22 protein-coding genes are annotated in these 21,720 nt (G+C 33.8%); 12 read left to right on the top strand and 10 right to left on the bottom strand.

What is annotated here, in order from left to right; all coding sequences use genetic code 11:
* Positions 1–4: 4 nt before the first annotated feature.
* From DK442_RS25300 to pruA, 3 genes are all read right to left on the bottom strand, one after another.
* Positions 5–478, bottom strand: a complete 474-nt coding sequence (locus DK442_RS25300; protein WP_109438708.1) for a GNAT family N-acetyltransferase — start codon at positions 476–478, stop codon at positions 5–7.
* A 54-nt stretch (positions 479–532) separates the two neighbouring features.
* Complete coding sequence (locus DK442_RS25295) at positions 533–1,642, bottom strand: FAD-dependent oxidoreductase (protein WP_109438707.1); 1,110 nt, start codon at positions 1,640–1,642, stop codon at positions 533–535.
* A 100-nt stretch (positions 1,643–1,742) separates the two neighbouring features.
* Entirely contained in the window at positions 1,743–3,371 is a 1,629-nt protein-coding gene (pruA, locus tag DK442_RS25290) for an L-glutamate gamma-semialdehyde dehydrogenase (protein WP_109438706.1), read from the bottom strand.
* Between the two features lie 316 nt (positions 3,372–3,687).
* Here pruA and DK442_RS25285 point away from each other — a divergent pair, with 316 nt between their 5' ends.
* Complete coding sequence (locus DK442_RS25285; RefSeq protein ID WP_109438705.1) at positions 3,688–4,404, top strand: NRDE family protein; 717 nt, start codon at positions 3,688–3,690, stop codon at positions 4,402–4,404.
* Between the two features lie 24 nt (positions 4,405–4,428).
* On the top strand, positions 4,429–5,424 hold the full coding sequence (locus tag DK442_RS25280) for a DUF6695 family protein (RefSeq protein ID WP_109438704.1): 996 nt from the start codon (positions 4,429–4,431) through the stop codon (positions 5,422–5,424).
* On the opposite strand, the gene apaG is transcribed toward DK442_RS25280, so the two are convergent.
* The 3 genes from apaG to DK442_RS25265 all read right to left on the bottom strand — a co-directional run bounded on the left by apaG (position 5,417) and on the right by DK442_RS25265 (position 8,306).
* Positions 5,417–5,803: a Co2+/Mg2+ efflux protein ApaG gene (gene apaG, locus DK442_RS25275; RefSeq protein ID WP_109438703.1), complete on the bottom strand. Its 387-nt coding sequence runs from the start codon at positions 5,801–5,803 to the stop codon at positions 5,417–5,419. The genes DK442_RS25280 and apaG overlap by 8 nt on opposite strands.
* A 1-nt stretch (position 5,804) precedes the next feature.
* Positions 5,805–6,959: a DUF3667 domain-containing protein gene (locus DK442_RS25270; RefSeq protein ID WP_109438702.1), complete on the bottom strand. Its 1,155-nt coding sequence runs from the start codon at positions 6,957–6,959 to the stop codon at positions 5,805–5,807.
* Between the two features lie 78 nt (positions 6,960–7,037).
* On the bottom strand, positions 7,038–8,306 hold the full coding sequence (locus tag DK442_RS25265) for a DUF5103 domain-containing protein (RefSeq protein WP_109438701.1): 1,269 nt from the start codon (positions 8,304–8,306) through the stop codon (positions 7,038–7,040).
* A gap of 415 nt (positions 8,307–8,721) precedes the next feature.
* Here DK442_RS25265 and DK442_RS25260 point away from each other — a divergent pair, with 415 nt between their 5' ends.
* The 10 genes from DK442_RS25260 to DK442_RS25215 all read left to right on the top strand — a co-directional run bounded on the left by DK442_RS25260 (position 8,722) and on the right by DK442_RS25215 (position 18,009).
* The gene (locus tag DK442_RS25260) at positions 8,722–10,077 is read left to right on the top strand and encodes a Na(+)-translocating NADH-quinone reductase subunit A (protein WP_109438700.1); all 1,356 of its coding nucleotides are present in this window, start codon (positions 8,722–8,724) and stop codon (positions 10,075–10,077) included.
* Between the two features lie 4 nt (positions 10,078–10,081).
* A complete protein-coding gene (locus DK442_RS25255) occupies positions 10,082–11,308 on the top strand; it encodes an NADH:ubiquinone reductase (Na(+)-transporting) subunit B (protein ID WP_109438699.1) in 1,227 nt (408 codons plus the stop codon).
* Between the two features lie 2 nt (positions 11,309–11,310).
* Positions 11,311–12,066, top strand: a complete 756-nt coding sequence (locus DK442_RS25250) for a Na(+)-translocating NADH-quinone reductase subunit C (protein WP_109438698.1) — start codon at positions 11,311–11,313, stop codon at positions 12,064–12,066.
* A 3-nt stretch (positions 12,067–12,069) separates the two neighbouring features.
* Positions 12,070–12,762 (top strand): NADH:ubiquinone reductase (Na(+)-transporting) subunit D, encoded by a 693-nt coding sequence (locus DK442_RS25245; RefSeq protein ID WP_109438697.1) that lies wholly within the window; start codon positions 12,070–12,072, stop codon positions 12,760–12,762.
* Between the two features lie 11 nt (positions 12,763–12,773).
* Complete coding sequence (gene nqrE / locus DK442_RS25240; protein WP_109438696.1) at positions 12,774–13,490, top strand: NADH:ubiquinone reductase (Na(+)-transporting) subunit E; 717 nt, start codon at positions 12,774–12,776, stop codon at positions 13,488–13,490.
* 1 nt (position 13,491) lies between these two features.
* Positions 13,492–14,799, top strand: a complete 1,308-nt coding sequence (gene nqrF, locus DK442_RS25235; protein WP_109438695.1) for an NADH:ubiquinone reductase (Na(+)-transporting) subunit F — start codon at positions 13,492–13,494, stop codon at positions 14,797–14,799.
* Between the two features lie 114 nt (positions 14,800–14,913).
* On the top strand, positions 14,914–15,627 hold the full coding sequence (locus DK442_RS25230) for a hypothetical protein (RefSeq protein WP_160114355.1): 714 nt from the start codon (positions 14,914–14,916) through the stop codon (positions 15,625–15,627).
* Positions 15,628–15,640: 13 nt separating this feature from the next.
* Entirely contained in the window at positions 15,641–16,519 is an 879-nt protein-coding gene (locus DK442_RS25225; protein ID WP_109438693.1) for a DUF4846 domain-containing protein, read from the top strand.
* Between the two features lie 105 nt (positions 16,520–16,624).
* On the top strand, positions 16,625–17,002 hold the full coding sequence (locus DK442_RS25220; protein ID WP_109438692.1) for a Na(+)-translocating NADH-quinone reductase subunit F: 378 nt from the start codon (positions 16,625–16,627) through the stop codon (positions 17,000–17,002).
* 8 nt (positions 17,003–17,010) lie between these two features.
* Positions 17,011–18,009: an FAD:protein FMN transferase gene (locus DK442_RS25215; RefSeq protein ID WP_109438691.1), complete on the top strand. Its 999-nt coding sequence runs from the start codon at positions 17,011–17,013 to the stop codon at positions 18,007–18,009.
* Positions 18,010–18,112: 103 nt separating this feature from the next.
* Here DK442_RS25215 and DK442_RS25210 read toward each other — a convergent pair whose 3' ends face one another.
* From DK442_RS25210 to DK442_RS25195, 4 genes are all read right to left on the bottom strand, one after another.
* Positions 18,113–19,105 carry a hypothetical protein gene (locus DK442_RS25210; RefSeq protein ID WP_109438690.1) on the bottom strand — a complete coding sequence of 331 codons (993 nt, stop codon included), beginning with the start codon at positions 19,103–19,105 and terminating at the stop codon, positions 18,113–18,115.
* A 305-nt stretch (positions 19,106–19,410) separates the two neighbouring features.
* Positions 19,411–20,178 carry a class I SAM-dependent methyltransferase gene (locus DK442_RS25205; protein WP_109438689.1) on the bottom strand — a complete coding sequence of 256 codons (768 nt, stop codon included), beginning with the start codon at positions 20,176–20,178 and terminating at the stop codon, positions 19,411–19,413.
* Positions 20,179–20,237: 59 nt separating this feature from the next.
* Positions 20,238–21,056 (bottom strand): type I methionyl aminopeptidase, encoded by an 819-nt coding sequence (gene map / locus DK442_RS25200; protein ID WP_109438688.1) that lies wholly within the window; start codon positions 21,054–21,056, stop codon positions 20,238–20,240.
* Between the two features lie 120 nt (positions 21,057–21,176).
* A complete protein-coding gene (locus DK442_RS25195; RefSeq protein WP_109438687.1) occupies positions 21,177–21,638 on the bottom strand; it encodes a RidA family protein in 462 nt (153 codons plus the stop codon).
* Positions 21,639–21,720: the final 82 nt, after the last annotated feature.

Here is a 21,720-nt window from a genome sequence, read left to right as displayed (position 1 = left end):
ATATTTATTTAGAATATTGATTTTTTAGATTGACCCGCATTTCGATTAAATGTTTCTCAAAACCTGTTTTTTCGTAAGCTTTTATAGCTCTGGGGTTTTTTTCATAGACGGTTAAGCGAACTTCTTCAAGGTTTTTACTTCTGAACCATTCATATAGATTTTGGATTACCATTTGACTTATTCCTTTACCGCGGTGTTCTTCTTTTACATACATAAAACCGATATATCCAAGTTGTTTTTGTTTAAAAAAGTCCTTTCGATCTCTAATTTGTCCATAGCCGCTCCCTACAATTTCTCCATCAATTTCGGCAACGACTACCTGGGTATGATCAGCCGTGATGTAGGCGCCTATATCATAATAGCTAATCTTTTCTAATTTTAAAGTAACATCCATTGGACGCTCTGCTTCAATGAGTAATTGTTCAAAATTAAGAAGTATTGGGAGGTCTTCTGTTTTGGCGGTTCGTATTGTAATCATGTTTTTCAAAATTTATTGTTTTTTATGTGCGCTAAATAGAGTTTTATTGTTAACCTACCAGTTCGGAGTTTCGGCAAGTGGTTTGTAATCTTCAGTCCAGTTTTTTTCTCCTACTTTTTTTAATCCTAGTTTAGCAATCCAATACGGTAGTTTAGAAAGTTTTTCTCGTTTTTGGTTACGAATCCTTGTCCATTCAATACGATGCGTTCTGTTTTTGGAGAAAGTAGAAGCTACGTTGCTCCAATCCTCATCTTCTAATAGGGTTGCAAGCACTGCAGCATCTTCAAGAGCTAATGCTCCTCCTTGAGCCATAAAAGGAGGCATTCCGTGTGCGGCATCTCCAATTAGCACTAGTCTTCCATCACCCATAATAGGTAGTTTTGGGAGTTCTTCAAGGTCATTCCAATAAGAATGATCAGGAGACCACTCTTCAAGAATTTCAGGAACGGGAGAAGCAAATTTTTTGAAAGGTTCCATATAGAGTTCTTTGTCAAATGTTTTTAGGCCTTTTGTTTTTCGATTTACATAGCAATATGCAGAATCGTTATCTATTGGAATAATTAGAAATTGGCCTATAGCACTTATAAATAGTGTCCATGAATTGACTTTTTTAGGTTTTTTGATGATGAAACGACATACTTGAGCGGTAACTTTTCTCAAAGGGATATCTCCAAATATCAATGTTCTGGTTTTAGAATATAGACCATCAGCTCCGATAACCAAGTCGTATTTTTCTTTGTGACCATTAGATAATTCAATATCGATATATTGAGGATCGGTTTTTAAATTTTTTATAGTAGTGTCAAATAGGATGTTAACCTTATCGATACCATCTATAAGAATATCATGAAGTTTTTTTCTTTTAATTCCAACACAAGCTTTTTTTCTTCCCCATATTTTTTCGAGATCTAGCTCTAGTAACATTTTGGCATTTGAATCCATAATATGTCGAGAACTTACTATAAAACCTTCTTTTCTAACCATATCACCTAACCCTATTTTATCTAAAGCTACAATTCCGTTAGAAGGGATATATAGCCCAGTACCCGAAATTTGCCATTTGGGTTGTTTTTCTATTAGTGTTATATGATGCCCTTTGTGCTGGAGCATCCTAGCAATAGCAAGCCCTGCTATTCCTCCTCCCGCAATTAGTACCTTCTTCATTTTGTGTATATATGGTTTCAAGTAAAATTAAATGTTTAAGCCGGTATACCCAAACAAAAAAAGCGCCCATTGGACGCTTTTTTGTTTGGGTATAGTAGGTTTATTCTCCTAAGAAAGGATACCTGTAATCTACCGGTGTGACAAAAGTCTCTTTTATAGTACGAGGAGATACCCAACGCAGTAAGTTGAGGTATGATCCTGCTTTGTCATTAGTTCCTGATGCTCTGGCACCACCAAATGGTTGTTGCCCTACGACTGCACCAGTCGGTTTATCATTGATATAGAAATTACCTGCGCTATTTTGTAACGCTTTGGTAGCTTCTGCCGCAGCATAACGATCAGTAGAAAATATAGCTCCGGTTAAGGCATATTCACTGGTTTCATCAACTAACTTTAAGGTTTCTGACCATTGGTTGTCATCATATACATAAATTGTGATCACAGGGCCAAAAAGTTCAGTACACATTGTTGTGTATTTTGGATCTTTTGCAAGGATTACCGTAGGTTCTATAAAATATCCTTTAGTTTTATCATAATTACCTCCAACAATGATTTCTGCATCACTATCATTTTTAGCCTGATCAATATATTTGGCTAGTTTATCAAAAGACCCTTCATGAATCACGGCAGTGATAAAGTTACTCATGTCTTCTGGAGATCCCATTTTGAAAGACTTTATATCTTCTTTTAAAAACTTCTCTACATCAGTCCATAGGCTTTTTGGGATATATGCTCTGGAAGCGGCACTACATTTTTGTCCTTGAAATTCGAATGCACCGCGAGAAATTCCTGTGGCAACTTGTTTTGCATTTGCACTAGGGTGAGCAACAATAAAATCTTTACCACCGGTTTCTCCTACAATTCTTGGATATGTTTTATAATTATGAATATTAGTTCCGATTTTTGCCCAAATATCTTTAAAAACATGTGTGCTTCCTGTGAAGTGAATTCCTGCAAAATCAGGACTAGCCAAAACCGTATCTGTAATCATTACAGGATCACCATATACAACATTAATCACACCATCAGGAACACCAGCTTCTTTAAAAATATCAACAATGACTTTTGCTGAATAAATTTGACTATCACTAGGTTTCCATACGACAGTGTTTCCCATTAAAGCAGCACTTGCGGGAAGATTTCCTGAAATAGCGGTGAAGTTAAATGGAGTAATAGCATATACAAAACCTTCCAATGGGCGATATTCTAATCGATTCCATGCACCCGAAGTAGAATCTGGTTGATCTTCATAAATTTGAGTCATGAATTCTACATTAAAACGTAAGAAATCAATAAACTCACAAGCAGCATCAATTTCTGCTTGAAATATATTTTTGGACTGGGCCAGCATAGTAGCTGCATTGATTTTTGCGCGGTAAGGTCCTGCAATTAATTCGGCAGCTTTTAAGAAAATTGCAGCACGTTGTTCCCATGCAAGATCGGCCCATTGCTGTCTGGCATCCAATGCAGTATCAATTGCTTTCTGGATGTGTTGTTTTTCTGCTCTATGGTATGTTCCCAGTATGTGTTGGTGCTCATGTGGAGGAGTCATTGTAGCAGTGTCTCCGGTTCTAATTTCTTCGCCATTAATATATAAAGGTACGTCGATAGTAGTATTGTACATTTCTGTATATGTTGCCAAAACTTCTTCCCTTTCAGGAGTTCCAGGAGCATATGACTTTACAGGCTCGTTTATAGCTGTAGGAACTTGAAAAAATCCTTTTCCCATAATGTAATGTGTTATAATTTAAATTAGTAAGATGTGTTTCTCAAAATGAGTTAGTCATTTAGGATTGCAAAGATAAAAAATTATGATGGCTAAAATCTATTTTAACCTTTTATGCAAAAAAAACACACAAAATAAGTAAAATTCTTCTGTCGATTCCTTTGTTTTAAAAGGTATAACATTTACATCTATAAGAAAAAGATGTTAAAGGTTGGTAAACAAAGTTAAAGAAAAACGAACTTAACCTTTTGGAGCTATAAAGGTGTAGAGTATGTAATTTTTTTTGTAAGTTGTGAGATATTTAGGCGACCCAAAATTTATGTGTACAGTTACGTTAATTCCAACTCAAGAAAATAATTTTATCCTTACCTCTAATCGTGATGAGGCCATAAATCGAAAAACATTACTTCCTGAATTTTATCAGGTGAATAAAACAAGAATGTTATTCCCAAAGGACGCCGTTGCCGGAGGCACTTGGATAGGGGTGAGTGATAAGAATACAATGATATGTTTGCTTAATGGAGGTTTTGAAATCCATGAAAGATCTTTGTCGTATAGGCAAAGTAGAGGTGTTGTTGTTAAAGATTTGCTAGAAGCAGATCATCTAGAAGAAGCAATTTTGACCTATAATTGTAAAGGAATAGAGCCTTTTACTATTGTGGCTGCAAATTGGCAATCTGACCTTTTGTTTTTTGAATTTGTCTGGGATGGACAACAAAAACATTTTAAAAGGTTAAAGAAAGAAATGCATATATGGTCATCTTCTACTTTGTATACCAAAGAGATGAAAGCTATGCGTAAAGAATGGTTTTCTGCTTATGAGAGCCAGAATGTATTGACATCAAATTCCCTTCTGGATTTTCATAAAAATGCTGGAATAGGAAATAAAGATGTAGATCTGCAAATCGATCGAGGTTTTTTAAAAACCAGAAGTATTACTCAAATCGTAAAAAAAGAAGAAGAGCTTTCTATGCGATATGAAAATCTACAAAATAAAGAAGTAAGTACTGTGGTTTTTGAAGCGATAACGGCTTAGAAAGATGATTTTAAATTAAGAAGATTGAACTATACAGGCAAAATAATTTCGCTTGCGTTTCCCGATACTTTTGTTCGTTTTTCTGATGAAAAAAATGCTTCAAGTTTATTGCAATTGTTTGGCTTGGGTAAGAATGGAGTTATTAAGGCGGGGCACGCAGCTTTTGTGCTTATCGAAAATAAAACTGGTATTGCAGAATATTATGATTTTGGACGATATATAACACCTCACGGAAAAGGAAGGGTTAGGAGTGCTATTACAGATGTAGAGCTGGAGATACCATTTAAAGCTACGTTTACTACAGATGGTAAATTGGCTAATATCAACGAATTTTTGTTATGGTTAGAAAAGCATCCTGAAAAAACTCATGGCAGTGGACGTTTGGTGGCGTCTGTATGTGATTATATTTTCTACGATAAAGCAAAAAAATATGTTCTAGAAACACAGGATAGAGGAAGTATCCCGTATTCTACTTTTAGAAAAGAAGGGAGCAATTGCTCAAGAATAGTTACAGATACAATTTTGAAGAGTACCGATAATTCTAGAATAAGAACTCCTTTGTTGAGAAATAAATTATTTACTCCAAGTCCTTTGGGGAATGTTGAAAAAGGATCTATGGAGAATAAGATATACCAAGTAGAAAAGGGAGTTCTTGTGGAGTATCCAAATTCGGTCTTCAGGGAAAATCTCACTAATTATTTTGATAAAAAAATACCGCCATTTGAAGAAAAGAAAAAGGTCGTGGTGCCAGATTTTTTAAAAGATGCTCATTTTCTTTCTGGGATTGGAAGTAGTGCATATTTCATAATCAAGGAATCTTTGCAAAAACAACTTTTTGAAATCAGAAGATATACCGAATATGGAGAAGAGGATTTTAAAGGATTGTTTAGAGCAACAAGAGATGGTTTTGATATCACCAAAGAGCATCATTTTGTATATGATTCTAACTGTAAATATTGTCACATAGAACAAGATGAGAAAAGATTTAGGTTTGAACAGGTAGAAATTATTACTAATTAAGTGCAAAAGGGGCGCTTAACTTAAAACCGGGAATCATTACTTGAAATTTTCGAGTAGATGTAAAATTAACCATATTATAATGTCCTTTCATTGCTCCAAAAGGTGAGCTAAGTAAACATCCACTATTGTAAGAGTGAGATTCTCCAGGTTTTAGGACAGGTTTTTTTCCGATTACTCCTTCGCCTTCGACAATTTCGGTGTTATTAAGGGCATCCTTGATCTCCCAAAAACGTGAAGTGAGCTGCACAGAATCTTTGCTTTGGTTTTCAATAGTAATGCGATAACCAAAGGCAAAGTGAATCTTGTAGTTCTTATAGAACGTGCCTTCAAAGGTGGTGTCCACCGAAATTTTTATACCTCTGGTAATTTGTTGAACCATATCAAAATATAAACACGGATCCTACTAAAGTTAGTACAGAACCTACACCTGCTAATATAAAAAATAATACATTCACTAACAGAAATTTAACAATAGTTTTACCTCTCCCTTGATTATAAAACTTTCGCATGGCTTTATACAGGTAAAATAAGAAAACAAGCATTGCGATATTAAAAAATGCATTGACGTTTGAGATTTTAGAAATTAGAATAGCGAGACCAATTACTATGAAAAACATGGTTTGCGTATGGAATATAAAAACTAGATGTTCCATATAATTGAAAGGTCTTCTAATGTATAAAAGCCAAATGCCTAAAGCAAAAAATGGCAGGAAGAAGAAAATTATAAAAGGTAATTTGTTAAATATGAATTCAAAAAACTCTTGCCCATAGTTTTCTTCTATTGATTTGGTTTTTAAAACTCTGTGATAAACGTATTTGTTAAGTTGGTTTTTTTTATGTTTTAATTCTGATAAAGCTCTATACGTAGATTTCTCTTCTGTTTTTTTATAATAATCTCTATACATTGCCCAAAGTTTAAAGCCTCTTTTAAAGAATCCGATACTATCGATTTGCTCTTGTGAATAATAGACAACTTCTTTGGGAGTATCTTCCTCAATATCTAAGAAAGAAAGTCCATCCGCATTTAGGATTTCTTGGCTAATTTTATCTTTTTCAGATTCAGGGATGCCATTAGTTGTTAATATTTGATCACTAATTTTTTGCTTTGTAGAATCATCCATTTTGATGCTTTCTTTGATCTCATCGATGGCTTCTTTTCCGAATTTAGCTTTATCTTCCATTTCTGTTCTATAGCCATCAAAATCAATAAATAAACCATTAATGATAAAAAATATGATAGAAACACTAAGGTAGAATCGAAATGGATTAGCGTATTTTACTCGTTTACCTTGAATGTATTCTTTTGAGATTTTTCCAGGTTTAAAAAGTAATGCAATTATAGTGTGTCTTAATCGGGAATCATAAGAAAAAATACTGGCAAAAAACTCACTAAAAAAATCTTTAAGAGATAATCTCTTATTGGTGTTTATTTGTCCGCAATGATTGCAGTATCTATCTATAATGTCCAAAGGAACTCCACAGTTAAGACATTCGTCTCCTCTGTACTTTTTAAGAAATCTCCCCGTTTCTTTCATTTTTTTAGTTGTTTAGCCGGTAGGGGTCTAAAATAGGAGGAGTTTATTACAATCCCAAAAAATAAATTAGGAATTATTTTAGTTTGTAATATTTGCTGAGTTAGCTACGCCTTTTCCGATAGCTCTGTCATAACGTGCGCCCGGGGCACGATAATAAGGTATCACGGTGTATTCGTTTTCGGTTTCATCAAAATTGCCACTTATAAATCCAGGATCTATAGTTCCATCTGGTCTAAGTAATACATACTTATAGTTATAAAATCCTTGCTTGAATAGTCTTTTGTTGTAATATATGGCGTCTTTCTCATTATATTCGAGAAGAGTAGATTCGTCTAAGGTGTAATTATTAAAATTACCATAAAGATGAATTTTTCCACCGTCGAGAGGTTCATAGCATTCCAAAAAGAAATGCATCCAAACATAATCAGCTTCAACATTATTATCCTCTGCATCAAGATTTCGAATCACAAAATTTCCATTAATATCTGGATTATAGGTGTATTTTCTATTTGCTCTTACAATATTTGGATATAAATAGTTGTGGTAAATTCCGTCTAGTTCAATTCTTCGGGTACTCACTGTGGAAGCTCTGATGTCCTTACTGTCAAAAAATAAAAATTCATTTCCTCCCCAAAAACTGGATTCCTGATCGTATTTATATACGAGTTTATCTGCAATGGTGAATTGAGGTTTTAGATTGGTAATTCCTCTGTTAATGTCATTGTTCTTCATGACTAAGGTCTTTACCGTTTGTTTGGGGTTTCTTAGAATTTCTCTAGCAGAATTTATTTCAAATTGAACAGATTGTTTTGTGTTGATGTATTTTAAGTCCCTTGATCTCTTGGTGTATACTTTTACAGTAGTAAGAGGTTCGTAAACTATAAATTTCCTTGAAAATACGACTTCATCATCGTCGTCGTAGATTTCTATTAGGTAGTTTCCGCTTACTTTAAGTCTTCTGGTATCTTCATTAGGGATGTTTAATGTATAGTGACTATACATTTGTAGCGTATTGAATGAGTTTTCATAGGTTACAATTCTAATTTCGTCAAATCCATCCAGGTATTCATTTTTGTATAGAGCAGAAGGAGTCCAATCAAAATTATAATGACTTATTCTATAGTAGTAATCCGATTCATCTCCTGTAGTGTCATCAAAAGCAATACTTATGGGTTCTCCTATTTTTAAAATAGGTACCCCCGCGAATTCTGCATCAGTAAGAAATTGAATGGTGTTGATATGACTTGCAGCTGGAGTTTCTTTGATTATGGACTGAGTATAAGAGGTATAGCAAGCCGCAATAGAAAATATAAAAAAGAATAAAATTTGTCTAAGTTTTTCTGGCATTATAAATAATGATTTCAGGTGTAAATATAAACAAATAGAATAGAGTTTTATTGCCTGCAAGATGGTTAAAGGAAATGTGTTTACTTCTTTTTGTTCTAAAAACTCTTTGTGAGATGAACTTTCAATTTTGTTTTATTTTTTTGACTGGTAATTTAAATATGGATGCACAGATATTGTTTTGTTAATTATTTGGATAGTGGTATTTAAATTTGAAGAAATATGAAATGTATGTGATAAAGGATACGGTAAGAGATTGTATATTTGCCTCATAAAGTAGATGTTGTTTTTTTGATTCAAAAAAACACTTATTTAGAAACGTTATAAATAAAATCTTATAACAGAACCTGCTTTCACTTACGTGTTTTAATTAGTAAATTTGCACGATTTTTTTAGTTAATTAACATAGACTACAAATATGTCAAAAGACATTCGTATCAGAAAGGGCTTAGACATTAAGCTTGTTGGCGAAGCAGAGAAAGTTACTGTAAATGCCACTACAAGTAATGTTTACGCAATTAAGCCTGACGATTTTCACGGTATAATCCCCAAAGTTATTGCCAAACAAGGGACAGAAGTTAAAGCCGGCGAACCACTTTTTCACTCAAAATCTAATGAAAATATGCTTTTTCCTTCTCCAGTAAGTGGAGAGATTTTGGAAATAGTGCGTGGTGCCAAAAGAAAGATTTTAGCTTTCAAAATTCTAGCAGATAAAGAACAGCAATATGCAGACTTTGGTGCAAAAGATGTAAATGCTATGGATGGTGATGCTATAAAGGCACACTTATTGGCTTCGGGATGCTGGCCTTTTATTAAGCAACGTCCTTATGATGTCATTGCAAATCCTGACGCTACTCCAAAAGCTATTTTTATCTCTGGTTACACTACAGCTCCTCTTGAAGCAGATAATGACTATGTGTTGACAGGGAAAGAGAATGAACTCCAGGTAGCAGTTACGGCATTAAGTAAACTAACCAAAGGAAATGTTCATGTATCTGTTGGGAAAAATGGAAATTCTCCATTAGCAGGTTTAAATAATATTTCAGTTCATAGGGTTTCAGGTCCTCATCCAGCAGGAAATGTAAGTGTGCAAATAGCTAAGATAGATCCTATTAATAAAGGAGAAGTAGTTTGGACAATAAGCCCACAGGATCTTTTGATTATAGGAGAGTTGTTGCTTACAGGGAAATTTAATGCAGAAAGAACAATTGCTTTGGCAGGTTCTTCGGTTAAAACACCTAAGTACTATAGAACCAAAATAGGAGCTGAAGTAGCTTCTGTAGTGTACAATTCTGGAGTTATAGATGAAGGAAATATTAGAGTGATTAGCGGTAATGTTCTTACCGGTGAAAACGTAAAGCCCGATGGTCATCTTGGATATTATAATAGTAGTATAACGGTAATTCCTGAAGGAGATGATTATGAATTCTTTGGATGGAATAAACCTGTTTTTAATAAAATATCACCGTCTAGAGCGCTTACTTTTTCTTGGTTGTTTCCAAATAAAAAATACGATCTAAATACTAATACAAATGGTGAACATAGAGCATTTGTAGTTACTGGAAACTATGAGAGTGTATTTCCTTTAGATATTTACCCATTACAATTACTTAAGGCTTGTGCGGTAAATGATCTGGATGCAATGGAGCAGTTAGGTATGTATGAAGTTGCTCCTGAAGATTTTGCCCTGACTGAATTTATATGTGTTTCTAAACAACCACATCAGCAAATCATAAGAGAAGGGTTAGACTTAATGTTAAAAGAAATAGGATAGTGCTATGGGATTAAAAGATAAATTACATAAACTAAAACTTAAATATAAAGGCAAAAAAATGGCCCCTGCATTCAATGCAATCCATACTTTCTTGTATTTGCCTAATGAGACTACTCATTCTGGAGCTCATGTTCGTGGAGCAGATGATTTAAAACGAACCATGAATACTGTAATCATGGCGTTACTACCATGTTTAATTTTTGGAATGTTTAATGCAGGATATCAACATCATCTTGCAGAAGGAGAAATAGAAGCTGTAGCTAACGGGTTTTTTAGTGCAGGATTCTGGTCAATAGATAATCTTGTGGTAGGACTTTGGAAGGTATTGCCGTTAGTTGTTATTTCTTACGGAGTTGGACTTGGAGTAGAATTTCTATTCGCAGTAATAAAAGGACACGAAGTAGAAGAAGGGTATTTGGTTACAGGAATGTTAGTACCATTAATCGTTCCGATAGATACACCATTATGGATGTTGGCAGTTGCAGTAATCTTTGGAGTAGTAATTGGTAAAGAGGTATTTGGAGGAACAGGTATGAATATACTAAATCCGGCCCTTACTATAAGAGCATTTTTGTTCTTTGCTTATCCAACATGGATGTCTGGAGATAAAGTATGGGTACACGGTGCTGTAGAAAGAGCTAACGAGATAGCCGGTGGAGCACAGTTAGATGCAATATCAGGTGAAACTGTCCTGGGAAGCTTGGCACAAGGAAAAGAAATTTCATACTCGGTTGCTGATATGTTTTTAGGGTTTATTCCTGGTTCTGTAGGTGAAACTTCTGCGTTATTGATTTTACTAGGAGGATTGTTTTTGATCTTTACCAAGATTGGAAGCTGGAGAATTATGGCAAGTGCAGTTCTTGGAGCATTAGCTATGGGATTAATTTTTAACGGAGTTGTAAGCGCAGAATGGATTAGTGAAGGAAGTAAATTCTATAGTTTGATGAGTACAGAATTCTGGCATCATTTAATTATAGGTGGTTTTGCTTTTGGGGTTGTATTTATGGCTACCGATCCAGTAACTGCTTCGCAAACAAACAAAGGGAAATGGATATATGGATTCTTGATTGGATTTATCTCTATATTGATTAGGGTATTCAATCCAGCATATCCAGAAGGAGTAATGCTAGCAATTCTATTAATGAACGTATTTGCTCCAACGATCGATCACTATGTGGTTCAGGGTAATATCAAGAAAAGAATGAAACGTTTAAAACTAAAAACGGCTTAATCATGGCGATGAATACAGATAAAAATTCATATACGATCATATTTGCCATTGCAATGGTAGTTGTGGTCGGTTCATTATTAGCATTTACTGCATCTTCATTAAAAGACAGAATAGATGCCAATAAGCGTACAGAAAAACAACAGAATATTTTATTTGCAATGGGTGTTGCAGATGCAGAGGATTCTAATGAATTTGTACCAGCAGAAAAAGCTCAGGAGTTGTTTGATAAATATGTAGGTGATGAACAGTATATTATTACTGGAAGTTCTGCAGAGAAAACAAGTGATGCTTTTAGTATTGAGGTAAAAAAAGAAAACGATAAAGTTAAGCAAGATCCTAATTACCAGAGAAAAATGCCTTTGTTTATAGGGAAGAAAGATGGTCAGGAATACTATGTGGTTCCTATGAGAGGTAATGGTCTTTGGGATGCGATTTGGGGTTATGTTTCTTTAGATAAAGAATTCAAGACAGTTAAAGGAGCGTTCTTTGATCATAAAGGAGAAACACCAGGTTTAGGAGCAAATATAAAGGAAGCATATTTTAGAGATGATTTTATAGGAGAAAGCATTTTAGATGCTTCAGGAAACTATAAAGGAATTACTGTGAAAAAAGGAAATGCAGATCCTAAAAATGTGGATAAAAGTGATAATGAAGTAGATGCCATGGCTGGAGCAACAATTACAGGCGATGGCGTTACGGCAATGGTAAAGAAAGGAATAAAGATGTATCAACCTTATTTCGAAACTTTAAAAAAATAACAAATGGCTGAAGTAACAGAAGAAAAAGTTAAAGTAAAAGAGCCTAAAGAGCCTTTGTTTTCAAAGAAAAACAAGAAATTACTTACAGATCCTCTTGCTGATAATAACCCAATTACAATACAAGTATTAGGTATTTGTTCTGCATTAGCGATTACAGCGCAATTAAAGCCATCCATCGTTATGGCAATCTCAGTAATTTTTGTTTTAGGAATAGGAAATGTAGTCATCTCTTTAATGAGGAATATCATTCCATCCAAAATTAGAATTATTGTTCAATTGGTTGTGGTAGCTGCACTTGTAATCGTAGTAGATCAGGTGCTAAAAGCTTTTGCATATACACTAAGTAAAGAACTTTCTGTATTTATTGGTTTGATTATCACGAACTGTATTATTATGGGGCGTTTTGAAGCCTTTGCTTTAGGTAATGGACCTTGGAAATCTTTCTTAGACGGAATAGGAAATGCAGCCGGATATGGAGTCTTATTAGTGATTGTGGCATTCTTTAGAGAATTACTTGGATCAGGGACGTTATTCGGAGCTAAAGTGTTAGGAGATCCTATAGAAAAAACAGGATTGTATGCTTTGGGATACGAAAATAATGGTTTTATGGTATTAGCACCAATGGCGTTAATTACCGTTGGGATTATTATCTGGATCCAGAGAAGTAGAAATAAGGCATTAATTGAAGATCATTAAAATAAAGAAACATGGAATATTTAGAATTATTTTTAAAATCGATCTTTATAGATAATATGGTATTCGCATTCTTTTTAGGAATGTGTTCATACCTTGCTGTTTCCAAAAAAGTATCTACAGCAGTAGGTCTTGGAGCTGCGGTAATATTCGTATTGGCAATAACAGTACCATTAAACTTCTTATTAGATAAATACATTCTTAGAGAAGGAGCTTTGGTGTGGTTAGGGCCAGAATATGCAGATTATGATTTAAGTTTTTTGACTTTTATACTTTTTATTGCAACCATTGCAACAATGGTACAATTAGTAGAAATTATAGTAGAGAAATTTTCTCCATCACTTTATAATTCATTAGGTATATTTTTGCCATTGATTGCTGTTAACTGTGCAATCTTGGGAGGGTCTTTGTTTATGCAGCAAAAAGAGTTTGCAACAATTACTCACGCTGGAGTTTATGGAATCGGATCTGGAATCGGATGGTTCTTGGCAATTCTTGCGATTGCGGCAATTCGCGAAAAGATCAGATACTCTAATGTGCCAGCTCCTCTTAGAGGGTTAGGAATAACTTTTATTCTTACGGGATTAATGGCTATTGGTTTTATGAGTTTTGGTGGAATGTTAACTGGTGGAGATGAAGAGGAGAAAAAAGAGACAAAATCAGTTCAAGTCGAAAAAGAAGAGACTACAAAAGAAGTAGCCGAAAATACTAACGTTACAACACTTAAATAATATGATATTTTTAGCATCTACCGGTGGTACAATAGCAATAACGATTATTTCGTTTTTGGTGCTGATTCTTGTTTTAGTAGGAATCTTATTATTTGCAAAAGATAAGTTACTGCCATCTGGACCAGTAAAGATTACCATTAATGGTGAAAAAGAAATAGAAGTAGCTTCAGGAGGGACATTATTATCTACTTTGGGAGCTCAGAAAATATTTTTACCCTCTGCTTGTGGTGGTGGTGGAACCTGTATTCAATGTGAATGCCACGTATTAGAAGGTGGTGGAGAAGCGTTACCTACAGAGACGCCTCATTTTTCACGAAAAGAATTGCAACATGGAGCGCGTTTGGCTTGCCAGGTTAAGGTAAAACAAAATATGAATATCGAAGTTCCGGAAGAGGTATTCGGGATTAAGAAATGGGAAGCTGAAGTAGTTCGTAATTACAATGTGGCTTCTTTTATTAAAGAATTTGTAGTACGTATTCCAGAAGATATGGGATATAAAGCGGGTGGATATATTCAGATCGAAATCCCACAATGTGAGATTAAGTATGAAGATATTGATATTACTGCCCATCCAGAAGAGCATGAGACTCCAGATAAATTCCAGGCAGAATGGGATAAATTTGGTCTTTGGCCATTAGTTATGAAAAATGACGAAACGGTAGAGCGTGCATATTCTATGGCTTCATATCCAGCAGAAGGAAGAGAAATAATGCTTAATGTACGTATTGCTACTCCGCCATGGGATAGAGCAAAGAATGGATGGATGGATGTAAACCCTGGGGTAGCATCATCTTATATTTTTGCTCAAAAACCAGGAGATAAAGTAGTTATTTCTGGCCCTTATGGAGAGTTCTTTATTAATGAATCTGAGGCAGAAATGCTTTATGTAGGAGGTGGTGCAGGTATGGCACCAATGCGATCTCACTTATATCACCTATTCAAAACCTTATCGACTGGACGTAAAGTGACATATTGGTATGGTGGGCGATCTAAGCGGGAGTTGTTTTATCTGGATCATTTCTATGACTTAGAAAAAAACTTCCCTAACTTTAAGTTCTACCTTGCACTTTCTGAGCCTTTGGAAGAAGATAACTGGAAAGTGAAAGCAGATATTGATGCAGAGGGAGATGGATTTGTAGGATTTATTCATAATTGTGTTATAGATAATTATCTAAATCATCACGAAGCTCCAGAAGATATTGAACTGTATTTCTGTGGTCCACCATTAATGAACAAAGCTGTTCAAAAAATGGGTGAAGATTTTGGTATCCCAGATGAGAATATCAGATTTGATGACTTTGGAGGGTAAAATATAGTATTGATCAATATTTTCTTCTAAGTAGAGAAAATATATAAATGATTCACGGGAAACCGGTATAAGTAATTATATCGGTTTTTTTATTTTTGGATAAATCTGTTTTCTATGATGAAATATGATATTCTTAGGGTTTTAATATTTGTAATTCTGTGCACTGGTTTATTAACTTGTTCAACATTATATTCCCAAAACATAAAAATATCCAGAGACTCTTTGGTTAATATCATTGAATTTGATGGGGCTTTTTATAATAAATATACGTTAAAGCGATTGATAGTAGATACTTGCAAAGCCTCTAGTGTTTTACGAAGTAAAAATCAAAATTATTCAGAAAACAACCTTATTGATAACAATGATCATACCGCGTGGGTTGAAGGTGCTTTGAATGCTGGTATTGGAGAAAAAATTCGGATTACTTTTAAGGATAAAAATGCTTTGCCTTATGCAATTAGGGTAGTTCCAGGATATTTAAAATCTGAAGAAATTTGGTATAAGAATAATAGAGTTGCTAATATTACTATCAGAACCGTAGGAAAAGAGGGAGATTCAGAATATATAATTGATGAATGGAAAGATGTGAGTTTTAGAAGAGATTCTTTATCTAAAGTTTCGATTTCTCCTGTATATATTGATATTAGCCAAAATTATATTCAGCATATGGGGTATAACGATTTTGTGGCCATAGAATTCGAAATTATGGAAGTTGATAATGTTGGAGCGATATATAATGACACATGTATTTCTGAAATGAGTTTTTATGAAATTAATGAACTAATCAAAAGCTATTCTCCCGAAGAATATCAAAAAATAAAGAATTAATAATCCTGATGTTATGAAAAAATATATAATATCTCTGACTATAATAGTCATTTTGTTTTTGATATTTAGAAATACATCAAAAGGTAAAATGGTAACTAACCACATAAAATCCGTTGTAAGTAATGTGGTTACGGATGCTGATTATATTAATACTAAAGGAGATTCTATATCAACAAGAGTTATTGTTCCCAAAGGATATAGTAGAGTTAAGTATGCTGTAGGCTCGTTTCAAGAGTATCTTCGTCATTATAGGTTAAAACCTTATGGGAGTAAAATTATTAATTATGACGATAGTGAGTATTTTGCACAAGATTGGCATGACGCAATTTTAGAAGTTCCTGTTCCGTCTAACGGATTGCAACAATGTGCAGATGCATTAATGAGGATAAGATCAGAGTATTTGTGGGAGAAAAACAAAAAAGATAAAATAGGGTTTAATTTTACTTCTGGACATTATTGTTCGTGGATCAAATATGCAGAAGGTTTTCGACCTAAAATAAAAGGAAATAAAGTAACATTTCACAAAACAGCAAGTCCCAACCATTCCAAAGCAAACTTCTATACATACTTAAATCTGATTTATACCTATGCAGGAACAATGTCGATGCATAATGAACTGAAAAAAATACAAGTTAAGGATGTTCGAATCGGAGATATGTTGGTTAAACCAGGTTCCCCAGGACATATTGAAATCGTAGTAGACGAAATCCAAAATGCAGATGGGGATAGAATGTATCTTCTGGCTCAAGGAAACACACCAGCGCAGAATGTTTGTTTGCTTAAAAATTTTGAAAACACTAAATTTTCTCCCTGGTATAGGTTTGATAAAAATGAACCTGTATATACCCCTAGTTATTATTTTGATAAAGCAATATTTGTTCGGTTTAAGTAATTTTTACAATATCCTATTTAGAATTGATTTTTTGATAAGAATAGTATAGAGAAAAGGTTTGAAACTAAAGTATAATTTATTTCAAAATAATATCTTTGTATCCCTATGACAAGGACACTCACCAAACAAGAATTACATAATCTTGCAATGAATATTGTAGGAGAAGAATTAGAAAAAAGAGGATTTGAATTTATTGCTATAAATAGCAAATTAGGGAAGCATCCGCAATTTGTTTGTGTCGACCCATCTAATCAACGATATTTTGTTCTTGTTAAAGCAGTTTCTTATCCTGATAATCCTCATAACTATGACATGATCTGGATGGAATCATTTAAAAAACATGCAATAGAACAAGAAGCAAAGGTGTTTTATGCCGGAGTGGGGTTGCAAAATCCTGATAATCCTAATAAACCTGTATTACTAAATGAAGAATATGTTTTAGAATATGCCGGTCTGCAAGTAATAGAAACTCATCTGAACTGAGAAAGGTTATGATTAGAAAACTAAATGTTTTATTAGTACTCTTATTAGCTATTGTTTCATGTAAAAATGAAAAGAAATTAGAACTTAATTACACTAGTGGAAAAGCTTTTGGAACTACGTTCTCTGTTCAATTTATAGATCGACAAGAATTAGATTTCTCCCATTCTTATGATAGTCTTATATCAGTGATTAATGCTTCGATGTCTACCTATATTGATGATTCTGATATCTCCAGAATCAATAGTGGAGATACGACGGTTACTATTGATAAGCATTTTATAAATGTTTTTAAAGCGTCTAAGAGGTTATACGGCGAAACAGAAGGGGCTTTTGATCCTACTATTGGTGTTTTGGTAAACGCGTGGGATTTCGGGCCAAAAGGGAGAATAAAGTCGTTAGATAGCCTTAAAATAGATAGTTTGCTAGTATCTGTTGGTTTAGATAAGGTAACTTTGAAAAATGATAAGATCATAAAGAATAATCCCAATACATATATAGATTTTAATGCTTTAGCCAAAGGATATGCTGTTGATGTGTTTGCGAATTTTCTTGAAGATAAGGGGTTTAATAATTACTTGGTAGAGATAGGGGGCGAAATTAGAGGTAAAGGAAGTAATGTGATCAAACAAAAACCATGGAGAATAGGAGTGGAAGACCCTAATTTTGACGAAAAACAATCATATAGTAAGGTGGTCGCATTAAAAAATGAAGCTATGGCTACTTCTGGGAGTTACCGAAAATATAAGATAGATGAAAAAGGAAATCGGTACGCGCATATCATTAATACTACAACCGGGCATCCACATAAATCTAATCTGTTAAGTGTATCTATACTAGCAACTACTTGCATGGAGGCAGATGCATATGCCACGGCGTTAATGTCGATGGGATTAGAACGTTCAAAAGAATTTTTGAAAAATCATCCAGAACTCAAAACATATTTTATTTATGAAGATGAGAACAAGGAACTCCAAACGCTTTCTCTAAACGGTTTTCCAGAAGAGTAAGCTTTTTGATTAGACTTTGTGACTATTTTATAAACAGTATTATGCTGTGATAAAAAAAGCCTTGCTTAGTTGGCAAGGCTTTGATGATTAGTTAGTAAATATTTTAAAATTTAATATCGCGTGTTTTTAATTTGTCTTTTATGGTGTCAATCAAATCATCCGTTTTAACATCAAACTTAAAGAATATAAAGTTTTGACCATTTAAACGTTCTTTATAAAGCCCTTTGTAGTCTACATAGGCCTTGGAGATAAAATCATAAGAAATATTAAGGTTTACATCTTCTCGGATAATAACAAACCTTTTGACAATCTGGTTTAGAACAGCAATGATAGGATTGAAAATAAAGCTAGTAATATGAATGCGATCCACTTTTAGAGTATTTACTTTTAATGTATTAGTTTTAGCATCAAAATTAAGCGGTATATGTAGATCGGCAGAAAGTCTTTTGTTAATTATTCTACGTCTTTTCCCAAAAAACTTTACATATCTTCTATATCTTATTTTACATCTAATTTCTATTTTAATTCTTGAAGAACCAGAGACTTTAATTCTTCTCAGCGAAAATCTATAAAGATTAATTTTTTGTCTTTTACTATAAATTTTAAACTCAGGAAATGAAGCAATAGTCTGACGAATCAATTTATCACTTAATCCAAGGTCGAAAAAAGGACTACGATCCGAATTGACTCCTATTTTTGCTTGAAAATATTTTCCGGGTTCTTGTTTAATGTCATTTAGCATATTTGTTATGGCACCAGCAAGTTCTCTTTGGTTATATTGTGTAGCTTTATTATTAGGATCAATAGCTGTCATGTTCTGAAACTGATCATTTAACTGCTTTTCAAATTCGACAGCATTTTTCATGTCATCTTCTTCAATAGATGTTAAAAGTTCTTCCTCTGTCATGCCGATTTCTTGTAAATAGGTTTGATTAATACCATTTACAAACACGTCATTTTTAAACTCGTCTTCATCATCAGTTTCAGGTTCAATATTAGTAGTGTCAGGTTCGGTTAAAGTATTGTCATCAGTATTACATCCAATTAGTATTGTCAATGTTAAAAATAGTAATGGTAAATAAATTGATTTTTTCATTGTTTAGGTTTTAATTAGTTTATATTGATTTTCATGAATTCTTTACTAATAAATTTTGGAGATTAAATAATGAAAACCTTGGGGGAACACTTATATGTATTTAGTGTAGATTGACTTTTCAAAAGTATATCATAAAGTCAGAAAAGATGGATCAGATTATAAGTTGGAACCTCTTTTTATTCAATAAGACTTGTTTTGATTTTTATAACTTGTGTCTGAGAAGAATGTGTTGTCAGTAAAGAAGAAGAGGAATCTTTTAAAGTATTTGATACCTTATCTTTTCCGTCCAAAAAAATAAAAAAGAATTATGGTTTATAACAAACCGGAAGAATTTCTCCTGGAGCGAGACAGAATTGAGTAACGTCGTCCTTGGATAATTTTTGGGTATAATCTACTTCATCTACTTTAAAACCGATAGCTCTTAGTTTTTCAAAATAATCCCTGCCATAAACTCTCACATGGTCATATTGGCCAAATATTTTAGCACGTTCTTGTGGGTCTGTTATGCTATCGTCTTCAAAAGTAGTGGCTCTATTCAGATCTTGCGGTATCTGTAAAATAGCCATTCCGCCTGGTTTTAAAACTCTAAATAACTCTTTCATGGCCTTGGTGTCATCTGGGATATGTTCTAACACATGATTACAAAAGATAATATCATATTCGTTATCTTTAAAAGGAAGGTTGCAAATATCAGCTTTTACATCGGCTAATGGAGAATTAAGATCAGTAGTGGTATACTCAAGATGTTGTAATTTCCTGAACCTTTTATAAAATGCTTGCTCTGGAGCAAAGTGTAATACTTTTGATGTAGTAGTAAAAAAATCAGTCTCATTTTTAAGGTATAACCATAATAACCGATGACGTTCTAAGGATAGTGTTGAAGGAGAAAGGACATTTTCTCGTTGTTTACCATATCCATACGGTAAAAATTTAGAAAAACTCTTTTCATCTATTGGATCGGTATATGTTTTTCCTCTTAAAAGTATAGCAATAATAGGCCTGGCAATATAACTCAACCGAATTAAAAGTGGTCTGGGGATGGTGTTGAGTATAAATTTAAATAGCTTTTTCATAATTGATCGCACAAAACCCTATAAGAAACTCTGTGTAATTTTATAAAGAAAAAAGTGTATTACACGGTTAATACCTCTTGTCTAAAAGCATCTTCCTCATCAGATTCAATACCAAGAGCTTGATATATATATTTAAATGTAGAAAGAATTTCGGGCTTACCATCAATAAGAGCAACGTCATGTTCAAAATGAGCACTTGGTTTGCCATCTGCAGTTACAATCGTCCATCCATCTTCTAGCTGTTTTATTCTATGTGTTCCCATATTGATCATCGGTTCTATGGCGACAACCATACCTTCAATAAACTTTTTACCCTTGCCACGACGACCATAATTTGGCATCTCAGGATCTTCATGTAATTTCTTCCCTAGTCCATGACCAACAAGTTCTCTAACAACTCCATAGCCAAAGTCTTCAGTATATTTTTGAATAGCATATCCTACATCTCCAACACGATTTCCGAATTTAAATTCTGCAATTCCTTTGTATAAAGACTCTTTGGTAACTTTTAATAGTTGTTCTACTTCTGGTGGAACTTCACCTATAGTAAAAGTGTATGCATGATCTCCATAAAAATCATTTTTTATAGCTCCACAATCGATTGCTACGATGTCACCATTTTCAAGAGGTTTGTCAGTTGGTAATCCATGTACAACAGCTTCATTCACACTGGTAAGAAGAGTAGAAGGACAGCCATATAAACCTAAAAACCCTGGAGTTGCTCCCTGATCTCTGATAAACTCTTCTGCAATTTTATCCAATTGTGCAGTAGTAACTCCTGGTTTTAGCTCTGTCGCTAACATTCCTAAGGTTTTAGAAACAACCAATGCACTCTCTCTCATTAATTCTATCTCTTCACGTGTTTTCGTAATAATCATATAAGCTTGTAAAAAATTCACATTATAAGGAAGACAAATTTACAAAGAATATTGGTTGTTAGGGGTAACCATAACCTCTATTTTAAGATTTGAGTAATTCAATAAGATGAGAGGGGGACTTTATACTGTTTTTAGAGTAAAAGATGTAGTTAATCCCACGCAAAAATTCAAGGGAAGTTTTTCTACTCCAAAAATGGCTCTAGAATGTGTACCTTTTTCTTCTAATATTTTGACGAATAAATCAGAAGCACCATCAACTACAGCAGGAGATTTATCCCAATCTGTCCCGGATTGAAAATAAGCGTCTATATGATTAAGTCCTTCGATTGCTTCAAAACCGATTTTATGATTTATTTGTGCTAAAACATTTAGAGCGCATAATTTCATAGCTTCATATCCTTGTTGCGTAGATATAGTATCTCCTAATCTTCCTTGATATAGATATTCTTGATTTAGTATAGGAAACTGAATAGCAACGTAGGCGATATTTCCTCTTCTGTTGACAGAGACGTATGACCCGCCAGGAATAGAAACTTCTGGAAGTACAAGCCCCATTTCTTTTAGCTTTGCTTTAGGATTCATATTACTAAGAGGTTTTATCTTTAGAAGCACGAATATACCACCACTAGAAAACCTACTACACTATTTTATAGGTAGTTTAACA

The organism is Aquimarina sp. AU119 (genome assembly GCF_900312735.1).
Lineage (GTDB): Bacteria > Bacteroidota > Bacteroidia > Flavobacteriales > Flavobacteriaceae > Aquimarina > Aquimarina algiphila.
The sequence above is the reverse complement of the archived record's forward strand: the minus strand, read 5'-3'. Positions and strand labels throughout refer to the sequence as shown.

Excerpts from the sequence above, each read along its gene's own strand:
- DK442_RS25205 (WP_109438689.1), bottom strand. The coding sequence starts at position 20,178 with ATGAAAAAGCTATTTAAATTTATACTCAACACCATCCCCAGACCACTT.
- DK442_RS25195 (WP_109438687.1), bottom strand. The coding sequence starts at position 21,638 with ATGAATCCTAAAGCAAAGCTAAAAGAAATGGGGCTTGTACTTCCAGAA.
- DK442_RS25270 (WP_109438702.1), bottom strand. The coding sequence starts at position 6,959 with ATGAAAGAAACGGGGAGATTTCTTAAAAAGTACAGAGGAGACGAATGT.
- DK442_RS25245 (WP_109438697.1), top strand. The coding sequence starts at position 12,070 with ATGGCTGAAGTAACAGAAGAAAAAGTTAAAGTAAAAGAGCCTAAAGAG.
- DK442_RS25210 (WP_109438690.1), bottom strand. The coding sequence starts at position 19,105 with ATGAAAAAATCAATTTATTTACCATTACTATTTTTAACATTGACAATA.
- DK442_RS25225 (WP_109438693.1), top strand. The coding sequence starts at position 15,641 with ATGAAAAAATATATAATATCTCTGACTATAATAGTCATTTTGTTTTTG.
- DK442_RS25255 (WP_109438699.1), top strand. The coding sequence starts at position 10,082 with ATGGGATTAAAAGATAAATTACATAAACTAAAACTTAAATATAAAGGC.
- map (WP_109438688.1), bottom strand. The coding sequence starts at position 21,056 with ATGATTATTACGAAAACACGTGAAGAGATAGAATTAATGAGAGAGAGT.
- DK442_RS25265 (WP_109438701.1), bottom strand. The coding sequence starts at position 8,306 with ATGCCAGAAAAACTTAGACAAATTTTATTCTTTTTTATATTTTCTATT.
- DK442_RS25295 (WP_109438707.1), bottom strand. The coding sequence starts at position 1,642 with ATGAAGAAGGTACTAATTGCGGGAGGAGGAATAGCAGGGCTTGCTATT.
- DK442_RS25300 (WP_109438708.1), bottom strand. The coding sequence starts at position 478 with ATGATTACAATACGAACCGCCAAAACAGAAGACCTCCCAATACTTCTT.
- apaG (WP_109438703.1), bottom strand. The coding sequence starts at position 5,803 with ATGGTTCAACAAATTACCAGAGGTATAAAAATTTCGGTGGACACCACC.
- DK442_RS25250 (WP_109438698.1), top strand. The coding sequence starts at position 11,311 with ATGGCGATGAATACAGATAAAAATTCATATACGATCATATTTGCCATT.
- DK442_RS25230 (WP_160114355.1), top strand. The coding sequence starts at position 14,914 with ATGATGAAATATGATATTCTTAGGGTTTTAATATTTGTAATTCTGTGC.
- DK442_RS25285 (WP_109438705.1), top strand. The coding sequence starts at position 3,688 with ATGTGTACAGTTACGTTAATTCCAACTCAAGAAAATAATTTTATCCTT.
- pruA (WP_109438706.1), bottom strand. The coding sequence starts at position 3,371 with ATGGGAAAAGGATTTTTTCAAGTTCCTACAGCTATAAACGAGCCTGTA.
- DK442_RS25220 (WP_109438692.1), top strand. The coding sequence starts at position 16,625 with ATGACAAGGACACTCACCAAACAAGAATTACATAATCTTGCAATGAAT.
- DK442_RS25215 (WP_109438691.1), top strand. The coding sequence starts at position 17,011 with ATGATTAGAAAACTAAATGTTTTATTAGTACTCTTATTAGCTATTGTT.
- DK442_RS25260 (WP_109438700.1), top strand. The coding sequence starts at position 8,722 with ATGTCAAAAGACATTCGTATCAGAAAGGGCTTAGACATTAAGCTTGTT.
- nqrE (WP_109438696.1), top strand. The coding sequence starts at position 12,774 with ATGGAATATTTAGAATTATTTTTAAAATCGATCTTTATAGATAATATG.
- nqrF (WP_109438695.1), top strand. The coding sequence starts at position 13,492 with ATGATATTTTTAGCATCTACCGGTGGTACAATAGCAATAACGATTATT.